At 40.1% G+C, this 20,334-nt stretch carries 14 protein-coding genes and 1 tRNA gene; 5 read left to right on the top strand and 10 right to left on the bottom strand.

All coding sequences use genetic code 11. The features are described 5' to 3' along the window. Window positions 1–376 precede the first annotated feature (376 nt). Window positions 377–2,668 carry a peptidase U32 family protein gene (locus tag AC0L4E_RS13390; RefSeq protein WP_473679585.1) on the bottom strand — a complete coding sequence of 764 codons (2,292 nt, stop codon included), beginning with the start codon at window positions 2,666–2,668 and terminating at the stop codon, window positions 377–379. A gap of 126 nt (window positions 2,669–2,794) precedes the next feature. On the opposite strand from AC0L4E_RS13390, the gene AC0L4E_RS13385 reads away from it, so the two are divergent. Then, entirely contained in the window at window positions 2,795–3,457 is a 663-nt protein-coding gene (locus AC0L4E_RS13385) for a glutathione S-transferase (RefSeq protein ID WP_473679584.1), read from the top strand. Here AC0L4E_RS13385 and AC0L4E_RS13380 read toward each other — a convergent pair. Beyond that, window positions 3,454–4,236 (bottom strand): SDR family NAD(P)-dependent oxidoreductase, encoded by a 783-nt coding sequence (locus tag AC0L4E_RS13380; protein WP_473679583.1) that lies wholly within the window; start codon window positions 4,234–4,236, stop codon window positions 3,454–3,456. The genes AC0L4E_RS13385 and AC0L4E_RS13380 overlap by 4 nt on opposite strands. A 117-nt stretch (window positions 4,237–4,353) precedes the next feature. Between AC0L4E_RS13380 and AC0L4E_RS13375 the strand changes: the two genes are divergently transcribed. Further along, entirely contained in the window at window positions 4,354–4,698 is a 345-nt protein-coding gene (locus tag AC0L4E_RS13375) for a winged helix-turn-helix transcriptional regulator (protein WP_473679582.1), read from the top strand. Window positions 4,699–4,801: 103 nt separating this feature from the next. Here AC0L4E_RS13375 and AC0L4E_RS13370 read toward each other — a convergent pair whose 3' ends face one another. Beyond that, window positions 4,802–6,238, bottom strand: coding sequence for an endonuclease/exonuclease/phosphatase family protein (locus AC0L4E_RS13370; RefSeq protein WP_473679581.1), 1,437 nt, complete (start codon window positions 6,236–6,238; stop codon window positions 4,802–4,804). A 484-nt stretch (window positions 6,239–6,722) separates the two neighbouring features. After that, window positions 6,723–9,308 carry an acylase gene (locus AC0L4E_RS13365; RefSeq protein ID WP_473681652.1) on the bottom strand — a complete coding sequence of 862 codons (2,586 nt, stop codon included), beginning with the start codon at window positions 9,306–9,308 and terminating at the stop codon, window positions 6,723–6,725. A 474-nt stretch (window positions 9,309–9,782) separates the two neighbouring features. Here AC0L4E_RS13365 and AC0L4E_RS13360 point away from each other — a divergent pair, with 474 nt between their 5' ends. From AC0L4E_RS13360 to AC0L4E_RS13350, 3 genes are all read left to right on the top strand, one after another. After that, window positions 9,783–11,861 (top strand): protein-disulfide reductase DsbD family protein, encoded by a 2,079-nt coding sequence (locus AC0L4E_RS13360; RefSeq protein ID WP_473679580.1) that lies wholly within the window; start codon window positions 9,783–9,785, stop codon window positions 11,859–11,861. 100 nt (window positions 11,862–11,961) lie between these two features. Beyond that, window positions 11,962–12,483: a protein disulfide oxidoreductase gene (locus tag AC0L4E_RS13355; RefSeq protein ID WP_473679579.1), complete on the top strand. Its 522-nt coding sequence runs from the start codon at window positions 11,962–11,964 to the stop codon at window positions 12,481–12,483. 212 nt (window positions 12,484–12,695) lie between these two features. Beyond that, entirely contained in the window at window positions 12,696–12,755 is a 60-nt protein-coding gene (locus tag AC0L4E_RS13350) for a prepilin-type N-terminal cleavage/methylation domain-containing protein (RefSeq protein ID WP_473681650.1), read from the top strand. A 191-nt stretch (window positions 12,756–12,946) separates the two neighbouring features. On the opposite strand, the gene AC0L4E_RS13345 is transcribed toward AC0L4E_RS13350, so the two are convergent. From AC0L4E_RS13345 to AC0L4E_RS13320, 6 genes are all read right to left on the bottom strand, one after another. After that, window positions 12,947–13,627, bottom strand: coding sequence for an oligogalacturonate-specific porin KdgM family protein (locus tag AC0L4E_RS13345; RefSeq protein WP_473679578.1), 681 nt, complete (start codon window positions 13,625–13,627; stop codon window positions 12,947–12,949). Window positions 13,628–13,989: 362 nt separating this feature from the next. Next, window positions 13,990–14,065 (bottom strand) — tRNA-Arg (locus AC0L4E_RS13340). Between the two features lie 235 nt (window positions 14,066–14,300). Further along, window positions 14,301–16,751 (bottom strand): 6-hydroxymethylpterin diphosphokinase MptE-like protein, encoded by a 2,451-nt coding sequence (locus tag AC0L4E_RS13335; RefSeq protein ID WP_473679577.1) that lies wholly within the window; start codon window positions 16,749–16,751, stop codon window positions 14,301–14,303. Between the two features lie 134 nt (window positions 16,752–16,885). After that, entirely contained in the window at window positions 16,886–17,959 is a 1,074-nt protein-coding gene (gene neuB / locus AC0L4E_RS13330) for an N-acetylneuraminate synthase (RefSeq protein ID WP_473679576.1), read from the bottom strand. 8 nt (window positions 17,960–17,967) lie between these two features. Next, window positions 17,968–19,137, bottom strand: coding sequence for a UDP-N-acetylglucosamine 2-epimerase (gene neuC / locus AC0L4E_RS13325; RefSeq protein WP_473679575.1), 1,170 nt, complete (start codon window positions 19,135–19,137; stop codon window positions 17,968–17,970). A 46-nt stretch (window positions 19,138–19,183) separates the two neighbouring features. Next, window positions 19,184–20,329, bottom strand: a complete 1,146-nt coding sequence (locus tag AC0L4E_RS13320) for a LegC family aminotransferase (RefSeq protein ID WP_473679574.1) — start codon at window positions 20,327–20,329, stop codon at window positions 19,184–19,186. Window positions 20,330–20,334 lie beyond the last annotated feature (5 nt).

Here is a 20,334-nt window from a genome sequence, read left to right as displayed (position 1 = left end):
AGGTCATAAAAATACTCAAACTGTGATGTTGACCTCAAAATATACGGGCAATGTAATCTAAAAAATGTACAAATAAAAGTATACAAACCAACTGCTTACCATAGGGTATTTAGAATAAAATTCTGCAAGGCGATAAAAACCTTAGTTTAAACAGGTGTTTAAATGCAACTAGGTGTAATGTCGCTGTAACAATTTAATACACTTTTATTACAATTTAAGCTAATTCAAAGGGTTGTAATAAAGAATAGGCGAGTTATCTGCGGGGGGAGCCTGTCTAAGGGGATAAAGTTATTAGGCATAAAAAAGCCCAACGGTTAAGTTGGGCTCAAGTGCAGTTAGTTTAAGCTAATTGAACTGGTGTTGGTTTGATTAAGACTTATAAACCGTTTTTATACTGTAAATGAGTTGATTCAGGCACCATGGTGGCAAGCGTGCTGCTGACTTCATCTTTACCATCTAGTAAAGCTTCAAACTGCTTAATCAGTTCAACCTTATCTGGCGACTCTCTATCACCTGCACCAATATTGGTTAAATCAATCATAAAGCCATCGAACATATGACTTAAATCGTCAATGATCTCAGTATTTAAGAATTGGTCTTGGTTGTAGATGCTTGGGTAACCGGCTTTTTGTTTATCAATGGCGAACGAGTCACCTTTGAGATTTTTAATGCTGGTGGACTTATCACATGACAACATACAGCCATTATCAATACGCGGTTTTTCACAGCCAACACTTTGCTGGAAGAAACACTGACGGCTGGCCATTAATAGAATTGGGTGATAAATACTGTAAAGCATTTTAAAGTTATTCGGTCTGGCGATTTGCTTAATTTGTTGCTTGTTAATTTCATTTGAAATAAACGCGCCCGCACAGTCGAAGCCTTCTTTCATCGCCAATAACGCATAAGAGTTAGTGGTATTTAAAAACGGCCCTGCAATCCATTTAACACCGAGCTGTTGAGCGCGGTAAGCGATACCTGTGTTATTGGTGACAATAAGTGGTGGTTTTACTTGCTCTAAAATATTCAGCGCAACATCGTAATCTTTGCCAATAAGTACTGGCGGGAACCAAGGGATTAATCTTGGGTTTTGCTGTAAAAAATCAACGTACTTAGTGCAGCCACGTTTATAAGCGTCAGGTAACTTGAAGTAAATATCGCCTTCGGTCACATCGGCAAGATTGACATCTTCTTCGTCACAAATCAGCATCGACAGTGCAGGCTTTTGCTCAGCTGGTTTTGCATGGCGCTCAAGTTTTGGCAATTCCACTTCTGCTATGACTTCAATACCGTCATTCAAATAAGCTAATAGCTCATTTTTAAGTGTGGTGATTTCACGGTAAGGAATACTCATGCCATCGGTAAGTTTGTCAGTTTCAAGCTCAACTAAATCATAGTTAGCGTTATTGATATTTTTAAAGCGTTTTTCTATTGCTTCTTTATCAACACTTAATTTTTCACTTGGGCGCATTAAACTTATTGAGCTAAACATCACCGTTTTAGTGTCAGCATCAGCTAAGTCACTGCTGTTTTTTTCTGTGGTGACCGTTAATGTCAGTGGCTTATCTTGTTCACTGGCAAAACTTAACTTGAGTTTAATTTTCTCAATGCTTAAGTGAGCTATTTTATCGTCAACCGATGCATTGATTGCCTGCTTATCGAGTTGCAGTTGCTGCTGCGCATCATGGATTTGCACCACAGAAATAGACTCGCCTTTATCGGCTTTAAGTTGATCAACCAAGTGGTTTTTAGAGTTATCACGTGGATTATCAATAAACATTGACTGGTTTAAGTCACCGCGCAAAAAGGCATTAGTGAAATCACGGTTAAAGACTTTATATAAACGCTCGCCATCTTGGGTTAACTCACCTGTTTCAACATAGCCGTCAATTTGCTTACGGAAGCTATCAATAACAGTGTGAACGTAACTTGCACCTTTAATTCGGCCTTCAACTTTAAATGAATAAACCCCAGCATCAATAAGTGCAGGTAAGTCAAAAAAGGCGGAGTTGTCTTTAATGTTCAGTGGGAAGTTATTGCCAGATTCAGTGGTTTCGTATTCTTCACGGCATGCTTGGCTGCAACGGCCACGGTTACCAGAATTACCCGCACTGGCTGAGGTTGAATAACATAAACCTGAGAATGCGACACATAATGAACCATGAACAAACACCTCTAATAAAGTGTCATGCTCTTTAGCCACGGTTGCCAGTGTGGTGATTTCACGCAGATTTAACTCACGAGATAAATTAACTCGGGTTGCGCCAAGCTGTCTTAAAAACGGAATTTGACCCGCATTGTGGGTCGTTAACTGAGTCGACGCATGGATATCTAAGGTCGGGAAGTGTTTACGCAACACATAAAGCAGCCCCATATCTTGCACAATCACGCCATCTAAAGTGGTATTAACCAGTTTATTCAGCAGTTTCATCAGTGTCTTAAATTCTTGCTCTAAAATGACGATATTGAGCGTTAAGAAAATACGACAATCGTATTGATGGGCAAGTCTTATGATCCCGACCAATTGATCGAAGGAAATATTAGCAGCGCGATTACGGGCATTAAATGTATCTAAGCCGCAATAAACAGCATCTGCACCCGCAATAATGGCCGCTTTAATCGCTTCGACATCACCACCAGGGGCTAATAATTCAATCTTCGATTTCATGTTCTAAAAGGTTCTCAGTTAATTTTAGTGAGGGGATGTTACCCGTATATTTTGCTAATGAATATCGTTAAAGTACATTATTAATTAGTAAGCTCGTATATAAGTTGTAGGGAAAACAGCACAACAATGAATAAAATCATGGATTTACCCGTACTCTATTCGTTAAGAAATTGTCCGTTTGCAATGCGGGCAAGAATTGCGATTTATAAGTCACAGCAAGCTGTTTTACTGCGCGATTTAGTTTTGAGCGATAAACCCGCAGAAATGTTACAGGCTTCACCCAAGGGAACCGTGCCTGTTGTGGTGACCCCAAACGGCACCGTTATCGAAGAAAGTTACGAGCTGATGCTTTGGGCCTTAACTCAAGGTGATCCTGATGATTTATTGTTTGCTGATAATGATGAAGTACTCGATGTAATGCTGACGCTTATTTATCAATTTGATAGTGAATTTAAGCGCTGCTTAGAAAACTATAAATGCGCTAAACGCTATAGTGAGTCGAATATTGTTGAGTGCCGACAGGCGTGCGAAACCTATATCGAACAGTTGGAAAGACTATTGTCTCAGCATAGTTATTTAATGGCAGACAGAGAAAGCCTTGCTGATATCGCGTTATTACCGTTTATTCGCCAGTTTGCTCGTGTTGAGCGTCAATGGTATTTACAGTCGCCATATCCCAATTTAAGAGCTTGGCTTAATCGTTATTTGCAAAGCAAGATGTTCAGTAAAGTGATGACTAAACATCCGCTTTGGCTTGATAACCGCGAGGAGGTGGTTTTTGGTGGCTAGTTTCTACCGGCCATAACACCGCCATCCACATCCCAAACTGCGCCAGTGACCCAGCTTGATTGCTCAGTCAGTAAGAAGTCGATTGTTGCAGCGACATCATCGACTGCGCCAATGCGACCTATAGGATGAAAACCATCAAATGTGGCTAAAGTCTCGTCCATCACGTCTTGGTCTATGAAGGCGCCGTAAATCGGCGTTTTGACTACAGCAGGTGATACTGCATTCACGCGAATATTACATTCAGCTAGTTCCATCGCCATATGCTGGGTTAGTGAGTGCAAACCCGCTTTTGCCATAGAGTAAGCTGATGAAGGCGTGGCTTTAACCGCTTGTTTGCCCCACATTGAGCCGACATGCACGATTGAGCCACCACCGAACTTGCGCATATTGTTAGCAATTGCTTGCGAGATAAAAAAGCCGGCGCGGTTTAAGTTTAAATAACTGTCGTAGTCAGCAAGTTGGTGGTCTAAAAATGCGGTTGGTACGAACTTTCCTGCAGCGTTGACGAAATGACTGATGGGTTGCTTTAGCTCAGTGACAAACTTTATGATGCGCTCGATATCTTGAGTTTGATATAAATTGGCTTGTAAGGTTTGCACCTTGGCCTGCGGGTTAAGGTGCTCAAGTGCTGATTTAGCCGTTTGTAGTTTATCGTTTGAGCTGCCGATAATAATAGTATCGACACCTCGCTTGAGTATACGTTCAGCGCTGGCAAACCCGATACCGCTTGAACCACCCAGTACGATTGCTATCGAGTTTGGATTATTTGAGCTTTGCATGATGACTCCAATATAATTGTTGTGATGAGTTAATTTATGGACTCAGTGTAAGAAACTCATTAGGCTATTGAAAAGTAGGCACAATCTGGTGTTATAGGTACTAATTGGTACATATTTATGAAAACTAAAGAGAAAATATTTTCAAAGAAGTCTGCACCTGAAAAAAGTGCGCGAATGGTAGAAACGATTTATGGGTGTAAGTGGTCACTGACCGTGTATCAGCTATTAGCAAACGATATCAATCGCCCTGGTGCTATGGTTAATCATGTTGAAGGCTTAACCACCAAAGTGCTGAATGAATGCCTCAAACGAAACGTTGAGTTTGGTATTTTAGAAAGACTGACATTTAATGAAATACCGCCAAGAGTGGAGTATCAAGTTACCAAATTCGGGCAAAAGTTTTTACGGATTTTAGATGAGTTAGAAAAACTTCAACTAGAATTAGAAGCGGATGAAAACTAAGATAATCTGCGAGTAACATTGTAAATTAGACAATAAAAAAGCCCGCTAATTGCGGGCTTTTTAGTCTCAGTTTTAAGACTGAATTATTGTGTTTACTGACAGATTAAAGCTCAACGTTAATCCATACTAAACGGTGATCAGAAGAAACTGATTTTCCGCCGCCGCCCCAAGTTCCAACGCGCTCATCGTTCATCATTAAACGACCATCTTCAAATGATGCTGGCCAGAATACGCCTGAGTCAGTCACATTTAAGTCGCTAGATGGGATAACGTGGTCTAAACGAAGACCTGAAGTACTAGTCACAACATCTGGATACTTAGTGCCCCAGTTTGACTCGCGACATTCGCCATTAGATAGACACTCAGGGCCGCCTAAGCTGCTAGGTGCGTAAATACCATGAGTGGCAAGTTGGTTTACTTGCTCGCTGTACATAAGATCTTTGATGGTATCTAAGTAGCCGTCGCCTGATTCAGGGTCAGCATTTAAATCACCTAAGATAACAAATGATGCGTCACTGTCGATGCCGCCTTTATTGCCTTCGTCATCATAAATGTAGCTACCGTTACCTGAAATGTAGTCATCCCAGAATTTGATTTCAGCGCGGTTTAATAATTTATTATTTTCAGTCACTGTATCGAAAATTGGCGGTGTAGGGTGCGACATTAATAAGTGAATCACCTTGTCACCATCGTCAGTTGGGATGATGATTGGCGCATCTACGTGGTTTTTAGAAGACATTGGTTTTTCAGCCCATGCTTCAGCTGTGTACCATTCGTCACCACAAGCCATTCCTTCAGGAATTGGGTTGTTTTCGTCTTCACAGTTGATGATAGTTGGGTTGGTTTCACCTGGCATGTCTTTCCATTTGAAGTCTTGGAAAGTACGTACGTTGGCAGTATCGATTGGGTATTGTGATAGTAAACCGAAAGCGTATTGACCGTGGTAGAAACCAAAGCCCCATGCATCGCCTGGAAGCGCGACAGTGCCGTTACGGTCTAAATCATGATCGCTTAATAAGCCAGTGTTTGTTGCGAAGCTTTCAGCGTAACCAAATTGAATAGGCTCAAGCATTTCAGGCGCTTGGCCGTCACCTTCAACGTCAGTGTGCCATGTTGCACCAGCAGCTTGCTGAGGTACTGAAAGGTAGTTTAAGCGGAAGCCTTGAATCGCTTCTTGATCTTCACCAGTGCCGTCGTTGTTGAATTCACCCATTAATAATACTGCTGGGCGCTCTGTTTGAATAATGGCGGCAACGTTACGGATTTGAATCACTTTTTCTGCAACAGCTAGCTCTTCGTCAGTTAAGGTGCCGTCGAACCACTTGTCCATTAAATCTTGTTGTACAGCTGGAGTCAGCTTCATTTCTTCAACAAGATCTGAGTAGGTGTTTCTGTCAAAAGAAAGGTTATAAGCACCAATGCGCACATCGGTAGTTTCTGGTGCTGGTTCACCAGGGTAATAGTTATTTGTTTCGTCGTTACAACCCGCAAGTAATGCCACACTAACAGCAAGTGCTGCAGCCGTTTTTAATACTTTCATTTTAAAACCCCATTTTTTTATTTGTGCTTCCTTTTATAGGAAGTCGGTCGGGATTTTATACATGTGCAACTGTAGGCTCCAAATAAATACATGCTTTGTAAATTTATTGTGCACTCACAATTGATCTGGTTACTTATTTGTTTCGCTTGTGATTGTTTAAGGTTGTTTTTACGTTTGTTTTTATAGTGTTTATCATGAGGCGCTTAAGTTGCTTTTAAGGTGTAGATTGTTGCGGCTGTTACGATTTTAAGCTGTTGAACTGATGCGCTCTGTTTGCTAGGTAACAGATGTGTGACCTATCTTATATGTTGATTTTTTGCTAACAAAAAGCCCGCAAGTCGCGGGCTTTTTAATCATATTATTTATCAGTAGCGGTTATTCCGTTCCTGGAATAATATTTTCGATTGTGGTGAATAGCCTTTTGAAAGCTATTTACTCTTTTGAAGCTACTCACTTTTTTAAAAGTTACTCACTCTTTTAAAAACTATTCGCTCTTTTGAAAAGTGAGCTCTGTGGTGCTTTCAACCGATGCCGCAATGTCTGCTTCAGTGAATAACAACGGACGGAACTGCTTTTCAGTTGAATATAGTACACTTTGATCTGCAAACGATGGGCTAAGGACATTACTAGACTCTGAGTAAGTAAGAATACCTTTTGCCACAGGGCCATCGTCAGTAAAGCTTACTGCCATCATCCAGCTTGAACCATATCGGATTTGGTAACCTTCTGCAGTTAATCCTGAAGAAAGCGCAGCACCCGATACGGCATCCATCACTGCAGCATATTCATGCTGGGGTATTAAAGTATCATCGCCAGATAAACTGGTTGAGAATACATTAAATCCACCTTCAGCATTGTGAGTGCCAGGCCAAGGAAGTTTAGTGCCAGAAGCGCTGCCATCAGGCAATGATTTTTCTACAAACTGCACAGTGCCCATAGGCGCATCGACACTAAAACCTGCCGCTTCGACATTAAGTGCTGCTCGTGCAAGAGCAACCAGTGCGCTGCCGTCAGTGGCTAATGTATTAGGGGTCATTGCCGCATTTTGAAAATCAAATGGCACAGTTAACATGCTGTTTTGATCAAACTGATGTGCAAATTCACGAATTAACGCGCCGCCGACACTGTCGTTATCTTGCTTACCATTCCAACCTTTTAGCGCCATACACGCAGAGCTGATGTCTTTAGATATGGTGTCGCTAACCATAACAGCGGTGTCGCCTTGAGCGTCACATTGACTGATTAAATCTGTAAAAATTAAATCGTTTAAGTAAATGCGATTTGATAATGCTGCAGTTTCTAACTCATCAACGCTGAACTTGCCATCATCACCTGCGGCATCTTCCATTAATGTCAGTGCCATACGGGTACGAAGTGATAACTGGCCACGCTCCTTGCCATACATTGGTGAATAATCTTCTAATGGCTCTGCGAGGTTGGTTGACCAGAATGAATTATTCGAGTTTTGCACAAAGTCTGTACGTTCAAGTTTCGGTGCACGGTGATATGGCATCGGCCCGTCAAAATCAAAGATAGAAGTATTACCGGGTAGAATCGTAAAACCAGCTTGCTCTCTGGCTGCGATAATATCTGGGTTAGTTTTAAGTAATGATACGGCAAAGTCACTTAAGCCCGGCACTGTTGAGTCATCAATGTAAAACGCATTACCTTCTTTATCGGCGTACATGGTGTTATTAAAAATAACCCCGTCATAGTTTTTAAATGCTTGCTGAAATTCATCTTTATTACTGGCACGATTCATCGCAAACCAATGATCGATAGGATCTTTATTCGCCATGTTGGCATCTTGCAGCATAAAGGCTTGGCCATCATCCCACCCAAAAGGAGCAAGGGCCGCTGGCGCTTCAACAATCGGGCCTTTTGCTGTGGTGTATATGTCTTTTTCAGCAATTAACATGCCCGCTGCGCCGCCATTCACCACGACTTGTACGGTTTCTTTGGTAATCGGCATCGGTTTACCTTCGTAAAGGTATTGAAGGCGATCGCCACTGACAAGTTCAAGGTTATACATCACGAAATGTTCAGCGGTTGAGAAGGTGTGTGTCCAAGCTAAATCTTTATTAAAGCCAATATTAATTAAGCCTGGCATACCGACTAATGAGCCGCCCATAACATCCAGTTGGCCTGGAATAGTGATATGAGATTGCCAAAAACGCAGGTTACCTGTATGCGGGAAATGCGGATTACCTAATACCATGCCTTTACCGTTTTCGGTTTTATCTTTACCTAATCCCCAGCCGTTTGAGCCTAAATCACGTGGATTAGTTTCTGGGGTGGTAATGGTATTAGCGCGAGCGATTAGCTTACTGTTCACATCTTGGATAAACGCGGTTTGAGTGGCTGAAGGTGCTGGCCCAACAATGCGTGGTAAGTACTCTTCGCCATCACCTGGGTTTGCGTAAAAAATCAGGTCTAAGAAGTTTGCTGCGCCCGGAAGCAGGGCGATTGAAAATAAATAATTGGCAATATCCACGCCTTCGATGGGTTTTACCCAAGGCTGGCCTGCACAAAATGGCTCAGCTTCTTGCTCGCCTGCTTCAACATCGGCTAGGAATTGATTATAGCCTGCGCTAAATCCTTCCATTAAGGCTCGTGAGTTATAACTAAATTGAGGATACTGGGCTTCAGCCATTTCTCGTATTTTTAATGCCTTGTAAGCAAAGTCTGAGACTAAGTTGCCGTTATCTTCTGATGTCGGTAAACCTGTAGCAAAATCAATTGAGGCGTGTGGGCCAAAGTACATTGAACGTTCTGAGTTTGCTTTTACGAATCCGTCAGCCATGACACATAAATTGTCTTGAGCTTGAGCGTAGCCGCTTCCAAAGCCCAAGCTTTCAAGGTTGTCAGCTTGAATGTGCGGTACTCCGTAGGCTGTGCGGCGAATTTGCGCTTTAAGCATCCCATCTGGCGCAAAAGCTTGTAGAGGTGGGGTAACTTCTGGTTCAGGGGTAACTTCAGGGGAGCGGGAGTAGTCGGTGTCGTCACCACAACCTGCAAGAAAGACGGTTGATGCAACACCAACAGCCAGCATGATCTTATTCAAGTGCATTACTTTCATGGAAAAATATCCTTTTTTATTGTTGTCTCATTTCGCTTGTGGAGATGAGTGAGTCTTGCCTTTCCTTGTGCCTCAATTTCATTCATTTGCTTGCCCAATAAATAGCAAATGATGAAATACAACAAAGACACTGTATTTGATTAAATCAATCATTCAAACGTATGTCTACATTTTACCTGTTTCTGATTGTGTCAATTTTTTTGTATCAAAGTATTGAGTTTGTCTTTGAGGTCAAAACTGTTCAATATGGCCGTAAAATGCGTACATTGGCGAGCCTGTTCACAAATCTAACAATCAGAATCACATTTATGTGGGATAGATGAACTAATTTATCGGCTATACGGTCTATTATGCTGAGCTAGATTTGCCCGTATTATTGTTCTAAGAATTAACCCAAGACTTAATCCATGTATTAACCCGCTATTTCCACATGTTTGAAAACGGAAAAAGTAAGAGGAACGTTTGTTGAATATCGTCAAAATTTTATTAATTGCTTTGCTGACGCTTGTCTCAATCAGTATTCATCCATTTGCTAGTGCTGCCACAACTGGTTGGCTTGTGAATGATAATCACCCACCAGTTAAAGTACGCTTTATGCTGACGGGAGAGTTAGATGAAGACACCCAAACAGTTCCGGCCATTTTAGATGTTCAGTTAGATGATGACTGGAAGATGTACTGGCGTACGCCGGGAGAGGGCGGAATTGCACCTAAAATAGATTGGAGTGAATCGTCTAACCTTGGTGTGGTGGATTGGCAATGGCCGACCCCGCAGCAATACACCATTATGGGTTATAAAACGCAGGGCTATCAGCACGAAGGTGTATTTCCTATTCACCTGAAAGTTGACGATATTAACGCGAATACGGCTCTGAAAGGCAAATTCACCTTGTCTTCGTGCACCACAGTGTGTGTATTAACTGACTATGAACTTGAATTAGACTTTGTCGCTGACCAGCTTACAGCTGATACCGAAGCGATGTTCGCATTTAACAAGTCAGTTTCTACTGTCCCGCAACTGGTTGATTCAGAAATATCTGCAGAAAATATCAACATTGGCTGGGACAGCGTACAAGAATTACTGCAAGTCACAGTATTAGATAGCCAGTGGCGCAGGCCGCAAGTGATTGTTGATGGTGATAAAGAGACTAACTTCAATCCTATTGGCGTGACTCGTCAATCTCAGCCCGATGGCAGCGATGCTTGGGTAGCGCAATTTGAAGTATCAAATTGGTCTGGCGATCCAAAATTATTAGAGAAACAGCTTAATGTCACGGTGAGCGACAATCAACGCGCATACGAATATAAAACAGGGGTGCAGCCAACTTCAATTGAAGCTGCTGGCAGCTCACTGTTAACCATGATGTTGTTCGCCCTTATTGGTGGCTTAATTCTTAACGTCATGCCGTGTGTATTACCAGTATTAGGCATGAAACTGAGCTCAGTAATTGCTGCACCTGATCTACAAAAAAATCAAATTCGTTCACAATTTATTGCCTCAGCTTTAGGCATCATTGTGTCATTTTGGTTATTGGCCGCTTTCGTTATTACGCTTAAATTTACTGGGCAAGCAATCGGTTGGGGCGTACAGTTCCAAAATCCTTGGTTTATTGGCTTTATGGTGATTGTGACTTCGGTATTCGCGCTCAATATGCTTGGTGCGTTCGAAATTAATCTGCCATCGAGTTTACAAACTAAACTGGCTACCACTGGCGGTAATGATCATCGAGGTCACTTTCTACAGGGTATGTTCGCCACATTATTGGCTACTCCTTGTAGTGCACCGTTTTTAGGCACGGCAGTTGCGTTTGCCCTAGGCGCTGATGTATTGAGCTTATTGGTGATATTCACTGCGTTAGCCATTGGTATGGCGCTACCTTGGATATTAGTGGCAATGTTCCCACAAATTGCTCGTTACTTCCCTAAACCTGGGCGTTGGATGAACATCGTTAAAGTGTTCTTCTCGGTATTGTTATTGATAACTAGTTTGTGGTTAATCAGCTTGTTATCTAGCTTTATCAGCGTAATGGCATTGTGGGTAGTTGCGGCATTACTAGTGATTGTTTTCTTTGGTCTGATGGCTAAACAATATGGTCTGCCTGCTGTGATTGCCAGCTTTAGCATGGTGTTGATGATTGCTGCTATTGGCGCGTTTGCCACCTCAGATGATTGGTCAAATCCTCTGCCGACAGATTTAACATGGACGCCACTCGAGCAAACCGATATTGCTAACAGCGTGGCTCAAGGTAAAACGGTATTTGTTGATGTGACAGCAGATTGGTGTATTACCTGTAAAGCCAACAAGGTTGGGGTAATACTTCAAGATCCTGTTTATTCTGCGTTAAAGCAAGACAACATAACCTTGGTTGAAGGTGACTGGACAACGGCGTCTCAGCCAATAACGGATTACTTGCAAAGCCATGGTCGCTTTGGCGTGCCATTTAACGTTGTATACGGCCCTAACGCGCCAGAAGGTATCAAGCTGCCAGTGATATTAACCACTGAGCAAGTACTTGCTGCCATTGAGCGTGCATCAGGTAATTAATCAATTTTAATGTGTTGAACTGAATACAAAATAGATAATGCTCGGTCTTATCTATTAAGTGAAGCATCATCAGTAAACACATTGGAATGAATAATAGAACATGGCTGATTTAGATAAAAAAACTTTGACTCAAAAAGGATTAAGCGGCTTAAAGCAACTAGGCATAATGGTGCTGTTGTTTTTAGTTGTTTCTACTGCAGTTGATTTGTGGCGCGGTAAGGATATTCCCACAGAAGCTTTGCCGCCTATAAGCGCCTTGGACTTGGATGGTAACTTAGTTGATGTGATGGCCATGAGTCAAGAAGGCCCTGTTTTAGTCTATTTTTGGGGAACTTGGTGCCCAGTGTGCAATTTTGTTACCCCAGCCGTTGATATAATGAGCGAGCATTATCCTGTGGTGTCAGTGGCGATGAGCTCTGGTAGCGATGACAGGTTGAATCACTTTTTAGCAGATAAAGGTTACACCCTGAGTACGATTAATGATCAACAAAGTTTTTTAGCTAGAGAGTGGTCAGTACAAGTTACACCCACTGTGATGGTATTTAAAGGCGGAGAGCTTACGTCTTACACTACTGGTTTTACGAGCTTACCTGGCATGTGGTGGCGAATGGTGTTTGCCTAGTAGCAATAACCGTTAAGGTTTAACTCGGTCCTAATTCATTGCGGATTTTATTAAGGCTGACATGATTTTCATGTCAGTCTTTTTTGTCAGCTAAAAATCATAAAAAGTGGAATAAATAAAAACTTGTCAGTTACTTGAATGATAAAAAAGCACCTTAGGTAGCACTGTAGTAACGCGCGAAAACTTAAAAAACACGAGTTAATGAATATGACATTTCAATAGAAAGTCAGTTTAACGGTTTTACGTTAATTGAAATGCTTGTAGTGATGTAAAGGGAACAGATGTTCCCTTTATTGTTGTAGTGCTAGATAAATATTAGCTAAAGCTTATTATAAACAGAATGTTAGCCGTGTTTGTCGCTGGTGCATTGATTTATTTTATAAGCTATTAAATGTTTAAAATGCTTAATTACGATGAATAGCTTAACTATTTGTCCGACAAAAGTTGCTTTTAAATTGAACACCTAAAAGCTGTAACGTATACCTACTCGACTTCTTAATTCTCGCTGACTAGAATCATTTGCAACTGAAACATCACCAAACTCAACCCAAGGGGTCCAATTTCCTATCTTATAATGTGCAGTTAAATTATTCTCATAGTTAGTTCTGCTGTCGTTATAGAGCAGGTATTCTGAGTTGTCTGCGTAGTAATAGTTACCTTCAAAGCCAAATGACCATTTTTGGTATTTGTAACCTATATTAACCGTATAACGATGACGAAATTGTTTGATGTCTTCACCTGGTTTTACATCTAAACGATAGCGGCCACTTAATGACAGACCTTCAATGTTTTTGGGCGCATAAGTAAGTCGTAACTGGGGTTTGTAAGTCGCTCCTGAAGAACCAAACTCAATTGGCATACCTGGAATTAGCGTCCATTGGTCAGTTAGTTTTATCCTATAACCTAAATCTAATTCAGAACCATTTGATTGTAAGTCTTGCATAAACTTACCATCTTCACCTTTAAATTTTAGCTCTAAACTGACAGAAAAGTTACTGTCAAAAGTGTGTCCCATCTTCACACGACTTGCATGCTGATCAGTGCTGCTTTTATATTCCTGACGGAAATCAAGTGAGGCAGCATTAGCTTTAAAACTGAGTAAAGATACAACACAAATCAACAAAACTAATCGAGTAGATGACATGGCAAACTCTAGCAGTAACTAAGTTAATTTGTATTACAATATGAATATATAGAACTTCCAATATCGATTTTTTGAAATTGTGATCAGCGCCATGATTAGCCATTTTATGGCCTGATTTATTGGTAACAACTAGCCATATAAATTACCGAACGTTAACCCAGTAACCTATCTCGCTATGTTTTAACAACTTGGTATCATAGGTGTACCTTTGAATCGTTTACTTGTAAGAGCGGATGATTTGATTGGGAGAATGGTTAGCTCAATGTAAGGATAAGAAGTTTACTTAGGTTGAAGTAACAAAGAGTTTAGAGTGATTTCTGATGATTGAGGCTGAATAGATTTGAGGTATTAGAGTTTAAATATGGTCTCCCCACAAGGACTCGAACCCTGATCGATCGCTTAGGAGGCGACTGCTCTATCCTGTTGAGCTATAGGGAGACAAGGCAATTATACAAGGTTTGGTTTTGATTAAAAGTCTTGATATTTAGTTGGTTACTAGTTGCTTGTTAATTAAGCTAGTAAGGGCATGACATGAGAATGTAGCTGAGTTAGAAACTTTAAAATCACAACATTTTAAGTTTAACGGCTACTGATTTTATCTAATCAGTTTTAATCAGAACGAGTGATTTAGTGCAGCATCATTGTAGATGCTGCACTGACATAAAAGGTATGACTATTGAGACATATTCGATAGGTATTTTTGAGCGGTTAAGTTGCTTGGATTAATATTTAATACATTCTTAAATACTGTTTCTGCTGAATTTATCTCATTAACCTTAATTAGAAACATGCCAAATTTTATGAGTGTTTTTTCATCATTAGGGTTTTTATCGAGATAATCTAAATACACATTTAACGCTTTCTGATTGTTACCTGTCAAAGTAAGAATATTCGCATATTGAGGAAGATATTCTTCACTTATTTCTATTAACTTAACAAGAGTCTTTTCTGACAGCTCAACATCTAACAATTCGAATGACAGTAGTAATATTTGTCTTAGTTCTAATTCGGTTTGAAGATTTTGATCCATTCTTAGTAAATTATCTAGGGCAGCAGTTGGATTTTGCTCAAGAACACACAAATAGCTAGTGGCTAGGTAATATAACCTTTCAGCATATTTGTCTTCTTCAATAAGAGGGAAGACACCTTTCAGTAATAGCTTAAGTCCTGTGACGTTCTTGGTATTTTTTAACAGTAGTATTTTTTCTAAGGTATTTTCTAACGATGTATTGGTTTTTGCCTTGGAGAAATATGAATGCTTAAAGTTTGTTAGTTGATCTTCGTATTCTTCAGCTAATTGCTGAAAAATAATTTTATCTTCAGCACAAAGCTTAACGTTCGGGTTTAATTTTTGCCAAACTAATACTCGTCCAGGTTGATTGTCTTTACGCCACTGGGTGGCTAGCTTTTCTATTGAAGGAAGTGGTTTAAGCTCTTCAAGTCGTATCTTGAGTCTTTCAATAGTGCTTATAAGGAGGGTATGAAACTTTTTTGATGAGGTTAATAATGCAGAATAATATGCCTGCATCATCTCTTTCATGCTCTCTGTCGTCCAGTTATCAGGAGACTTTGTTGTTAAGAATTTTAAAAATTCACCATAGCCATAATCTTTGATAATTAAGGTCATATTTTCATGTTTACGCTTTATCTTTTCTTCAATGACCTCTATAGCATTAGAATCGTTTGGGCTGAGTATTTTTTTATTACAAAATACTAAAGCTTTGTTGGATAGGGCTATTATTTTGTCTACTTCTTTTGCCATTTTAATGAATTCTTTTAAATCACTTTCAATAACAGTCGTTGTTTTATCTATTGATGCTTTATCAATTAATTTAAGTAAATCTGAGTAAGTGTATTCATTACTGCCAATAGATATTTCTTCATGTTGTAGATGATCGATACCCTTAATTTTAGCCGCATTCGCGCCAAGGTTGATGAACCTAGCTTGTGGGTTATTGGCGACTTGTTGTTGCAGAGAGAGCGCTGCTTGCACAAAAGCGACAGGGGATTCAGCAAGGTGGCCTGAATAAGTTTCTACCCATTCATCGATACTACTGTTATTGATACCTGACGCTGACTCTACTGAGCCTTTAGCATGGGTTAATCCTTCAGCTGAATGGCAAAGGTCGACTCCTGAAAGAATGAGTTGCGTAAACCCTAACTCTAGCGCGACATTAACTGCAGTGTTGGTTACAGTTGGCCCTACGGTGACAATATTATTAGCTGTGTCGTCACACCAAGGATGCCTAGTATCTAAATGCAAAGATTCACCTTGCCATTGAGATAAGATTCTGTGGTTTACATAATGAGAATGAATAAACAAACTTTCTCGACTCAGCTTCATTATATCGCGATTCACTTCAAAGCTAATGTCGTAGGGATCGACCGAAACAATAATTTGAGCAGGTATACCAGCTTGGGAAAGTTTATAGGCCATTCTGGATACTGTAATAATAAATAAACGACTGTAGTTCTGCTTTATCCATTCAATATCATCATCTAGAGATGGGCCTCCACCGATGATCAGGCATGTTTTTCCTTTAAAGGTATTTCTAATAATCGATGCTGGGGTGACATTTTCAGTCAGGTTTTTTAATTCTTGAGTGACAAAGACTTCTTTAGAAGATTCAGCTTTTACTTTAAACGTTCGCGTTTTTATCGTTTGTAGGACAGCGTTAAAGAGTGTCGAGTACTCTTCAACTATTGCTGAGGTCGCAGCAATAGATTTTACAATTTTTACTTGGTTTTTAGCTAAGTACAATTTAGGTTTGTCAGAATTTATGTATTCAAAAAATTGCTCAGAATTATTGACGGATAAACTATCTTGGAACTCTTCAGGTATATCTATATTGAGAAATGACAGTACTTCATCAACTTCTACGAAGAAAAATATACTGTCTGCAGGCATTTCCATTTCTAAAATGTAATTAGCGAGAAGACCTGAATCAAGGCCAATAATAATATAAAGGGTGTTTTCAACACTCAGCGTTTTTTTGATCTTTTTATCAAAAAGTGTTCTTGAGTCTATGTTAACAAATGCATCTCGATTGACGCTTGTGAGATAGTATTCCCCAAATTCATTTACTGAAAATTGATTCTTTACTACTGACTCTGATCCGCTCATCGTATATGACCCTTGTTACCTTGATTGACACAATTTTGACTATTTTTAGCAATGCATGATTCATGCCTTTGTTTGTATTTTCAGGGTAATAGAGTATTAAGTCATTAGAATCTAAAACTCTAAGAGCATGGCTGTTAATTAACTATTAGCTCACCTGCTTTATAGGCTTGTTTAGCTATTTCGCCAATCGTAGACCAATAGTTTACTGGCGAAAGTCCTGAACCTGGCCTTTTAATGCACAAGTTGAGTTCTGTGAACTTTTCTCCTGCTTGAATATCTTTAGCTGCGACAATGCTTTTTCTCGCTATTTCTTTATTTTTTACTTCTGAAGGGGTTGGCGCTTTAACACTCGAACCTAGCGCGACTTCAACTTGACGAATAGCGCTCACCATACTTTTAAGTTCATTGGGATCAAGTGAAGCTTTATGATCAGGTCCTGGCATGTTTTTATCTAATGTGAAATGTTTTTCAATTATCACGGCGCCTCGAGCAACAGCCGCAATTGGAATCGTTATGCCTTTGCTATGGTCAGAGTAGCCTGTGGGTAAATCAAAAGCTTGGGCTAATGTGTCCATCACTCTTAAGTTTATCTCGTCAATTGGGGCAGGGTACTCGGTTGTACAGTGTAAAACTGTCACCTTGTCTTTCAGTGCTTTTTGTCCCTCTTTTGAGGAGTAAGCTTGCTGAAAAGCTTGTTTGCTGGGCAAAGCGTTTATATCTGCGGTATAACCGAAAGCAATCACTTCCAGCACAGCCTCAACTTCTGAAATATTAGCCATTCCAGTTGAGACAATTAAGTCACAACCAGTGCGAGCATGTTCAAGTACTAAAGGGGCGTTTGTAATTTCACCGGATGGGATTTTCAGTCGAGTTAATCCTAGTTCGTTGACTAAAAATTGTAAGCTTTCAGAATCGAAGGCTGTCGACAAAAACTCAATACCGAGCGTTTTACAGTGTTCGACAAGCTGTAGATGAAAATCATAAGAGAGCTCTAATCGGCTCAGCATCGATAGTTGTGACTCTACTTTTTGAGTATTTGATATTTGATATTCAGCTTGAACGGCACTTTCGGTTACAAGGTTTTTTGCTTTGAATGTTTGAAATTTTACTATATCCGCACCAGCTTCATATGCCGCATCTACTAACTGAAATGCAAGTTTCTCATCGCCATTATGGTTCACACCTGCTTCTGCAATAATTAACGTCATGCTCTTCCCTAATTCACTTTATTGAAACTGACATCATGAAAAGTTTTACAAGGATTAAACCTTAGCGATTTAACCAGTTCTATCACTTTTAAACTTGTGTTGCCTTGTCCATAAGGGTTAATAATTTTTTCATCTTTGTCTTTGTATTTTTGTGATATTGCATCGCTAATTGCTTGAATTATATTGTTGGTTGTTACTGTTGAATGTAAGACACTTTTAGCAGCTATACGACCTTGCTGACGAGAGCCAATATTCACTGTTGGAACGTCAAATGAGGGAACTTCGATAATACCGCTTGATGAATTGCCAATGACAGCTGCGGCATATTTTACAGCGCTGAGATAACGAAGGTGCCCTAATGAAGGAAGAGCGATAACTCGAGTACTATTTTGAAGCGCATACTTTTCGATAATTGGAATGATTTTACGTCCACCATCATCAGCATTTGGGTATGTCAAAATTACTTGATGGTCGGGGAATGTGTCAAGCGCCGTCAATATTGCGTGCATACTGGCTTCTGGCGATTCATCACTTAATGTTACTGGATGATAAGTAACGATAAAAAAGGGTTGTGTTATTTCAAAATCTAGAGAATTAGACAACTCTTTTAAAGTCATTAAATTGGAGCGTTGTAAGTGGTCTAAACCGATTGCGCCCACATTATGGACTCTTGTCGGTGCTTCACCTAACTGAATCACTCGTTGACGATATTCTTCTGTTGAGGTGCAATGTAAGTAACTTAATTTTGTAATCGCATGACGGATAGCGTCGTCATAAGCTCCTTCTGTGAGCTCTCCACCATGTAAATGTACAATAGGAATGCGAAGTATCATTGCTGTTTGAGCGGCTGCTAAAGCTTCAAACCTGTCTCCGAGTATGACTATTGCATCAGGTTGAAGTCTTGATAGTGCATCAGCAAAACCGATAACACCGAGCCCTATGCTTTTTGCAGTACCAACGGCAGAGTTTGAAGATAATAATATTTCGATTTTTTCATCGACAACAAAACCATCATTTTCAATTTGATGGAATGTCTCCCCAAATTCAGGTGATAAATGTGTCCCAGAAACTAATAATTGCAAGTCTAGTTCAGTGGAAGATTTAATATCTTTTAGTAGCCAATAAAGCAGTCCATATTCAGCTCTAGTACCTGTAAATACAGCAATTTTCTTATTCATTTTTACTACCTGTAGGTGACATGGTAAATAGCCTCACTTTTCTGTTTCATTGCTGCATCGGGCTACTAGGAAGGTTAATCAAATGCGCTTCAATATGCTCAGATACCGTTAATTTTCCGCGAGGCGCGTTTTTAAACATGGGTAAGCGGTGCATTAATTGCCAAACTGGTCTGGTCATTACGCCAGCTTGATTAGTTTCTTTTAGGAGTGAATCTCTAATATCGACTGACGGACACACTATTGCGTTTAACCAGTAGTTTGATTTGGCATATTCAGGCTCAACCATAAATTTAAAATCACTGCATTCAAAAAAGTCTTTATAGTGGTTCGCAAGTATTCTTTTCTCTGCTAAAAACTGTTCTAAAACTTCCATTTGAGCACAACCAAGGGCAGCGTTTAAATTTGGCATTCGGTAGTTAAATCCAGCTTCATCATGGAAAAATTCGTAAGGATGCGGAACTTTAGCTGTTGTTGTTATGTGTTTTACTTTTGCACCGAGCTTTTCTGTTTTGCATAAAACCATTCCTCCACCACCAGAAGTAATAATTTTATTTCCGTTAAAACTGATTGCTGCGTAATCGCTATAAGTACCGGTATGTTTGCCTTTGTAGAAAGAACCAAGGCTTTCTGCTGCATCTTCTATTAATTTAATGTTCCATCTCTTGCAGACGCTAGCAAGTTCATCTAATTCGACTGGGTGGCCGAAGGTGTGCATAGGAACCACAGCTCGGATAGGTCGTTTGGTTTGTTTATGGATACATTTAGCTTCAATTATTTCGGCATTAATAGTCAAATACTCCTCCATAGATTTCGGACATAATCCGAGACTCACTGGAGAAATATCGATGAAAATTGGTTCAGCTCCCATATGATGTATTACATTGCATGTAGCAACAAAAGTCAGCGCTTGAGTAAGTACAAAGTCACCGTGCTGAACCCCAGACATATATAAAGCGGTATGAAGCGCTGCTGTTCCGTTTGTTGTCGCAATAGCTTTTTCGCAGCTTGTGTATGAGGCTATTCGTTGCTCAAACTCATCGACATATTCTCCTACACTAGAAACAAAAGTGCTTTGGATCGTATCTAATACATACTTTTGCTCATTGCCATTAAATGTAGGTGCATGTAACGGTACAAAATCGTTAGTTTTGTACATATCACGAACAAACTTAATAATTGATGATGGGTTCATTGTTA

This window comes from Shewanella sp. GJ50-10, from assembly GCF_055808815.1.
The sequence above is the reverse complement of the archived record's forward strand: the minus strand, read 5'-3'. Positions and strand labels throughout refer to the sequence as shown.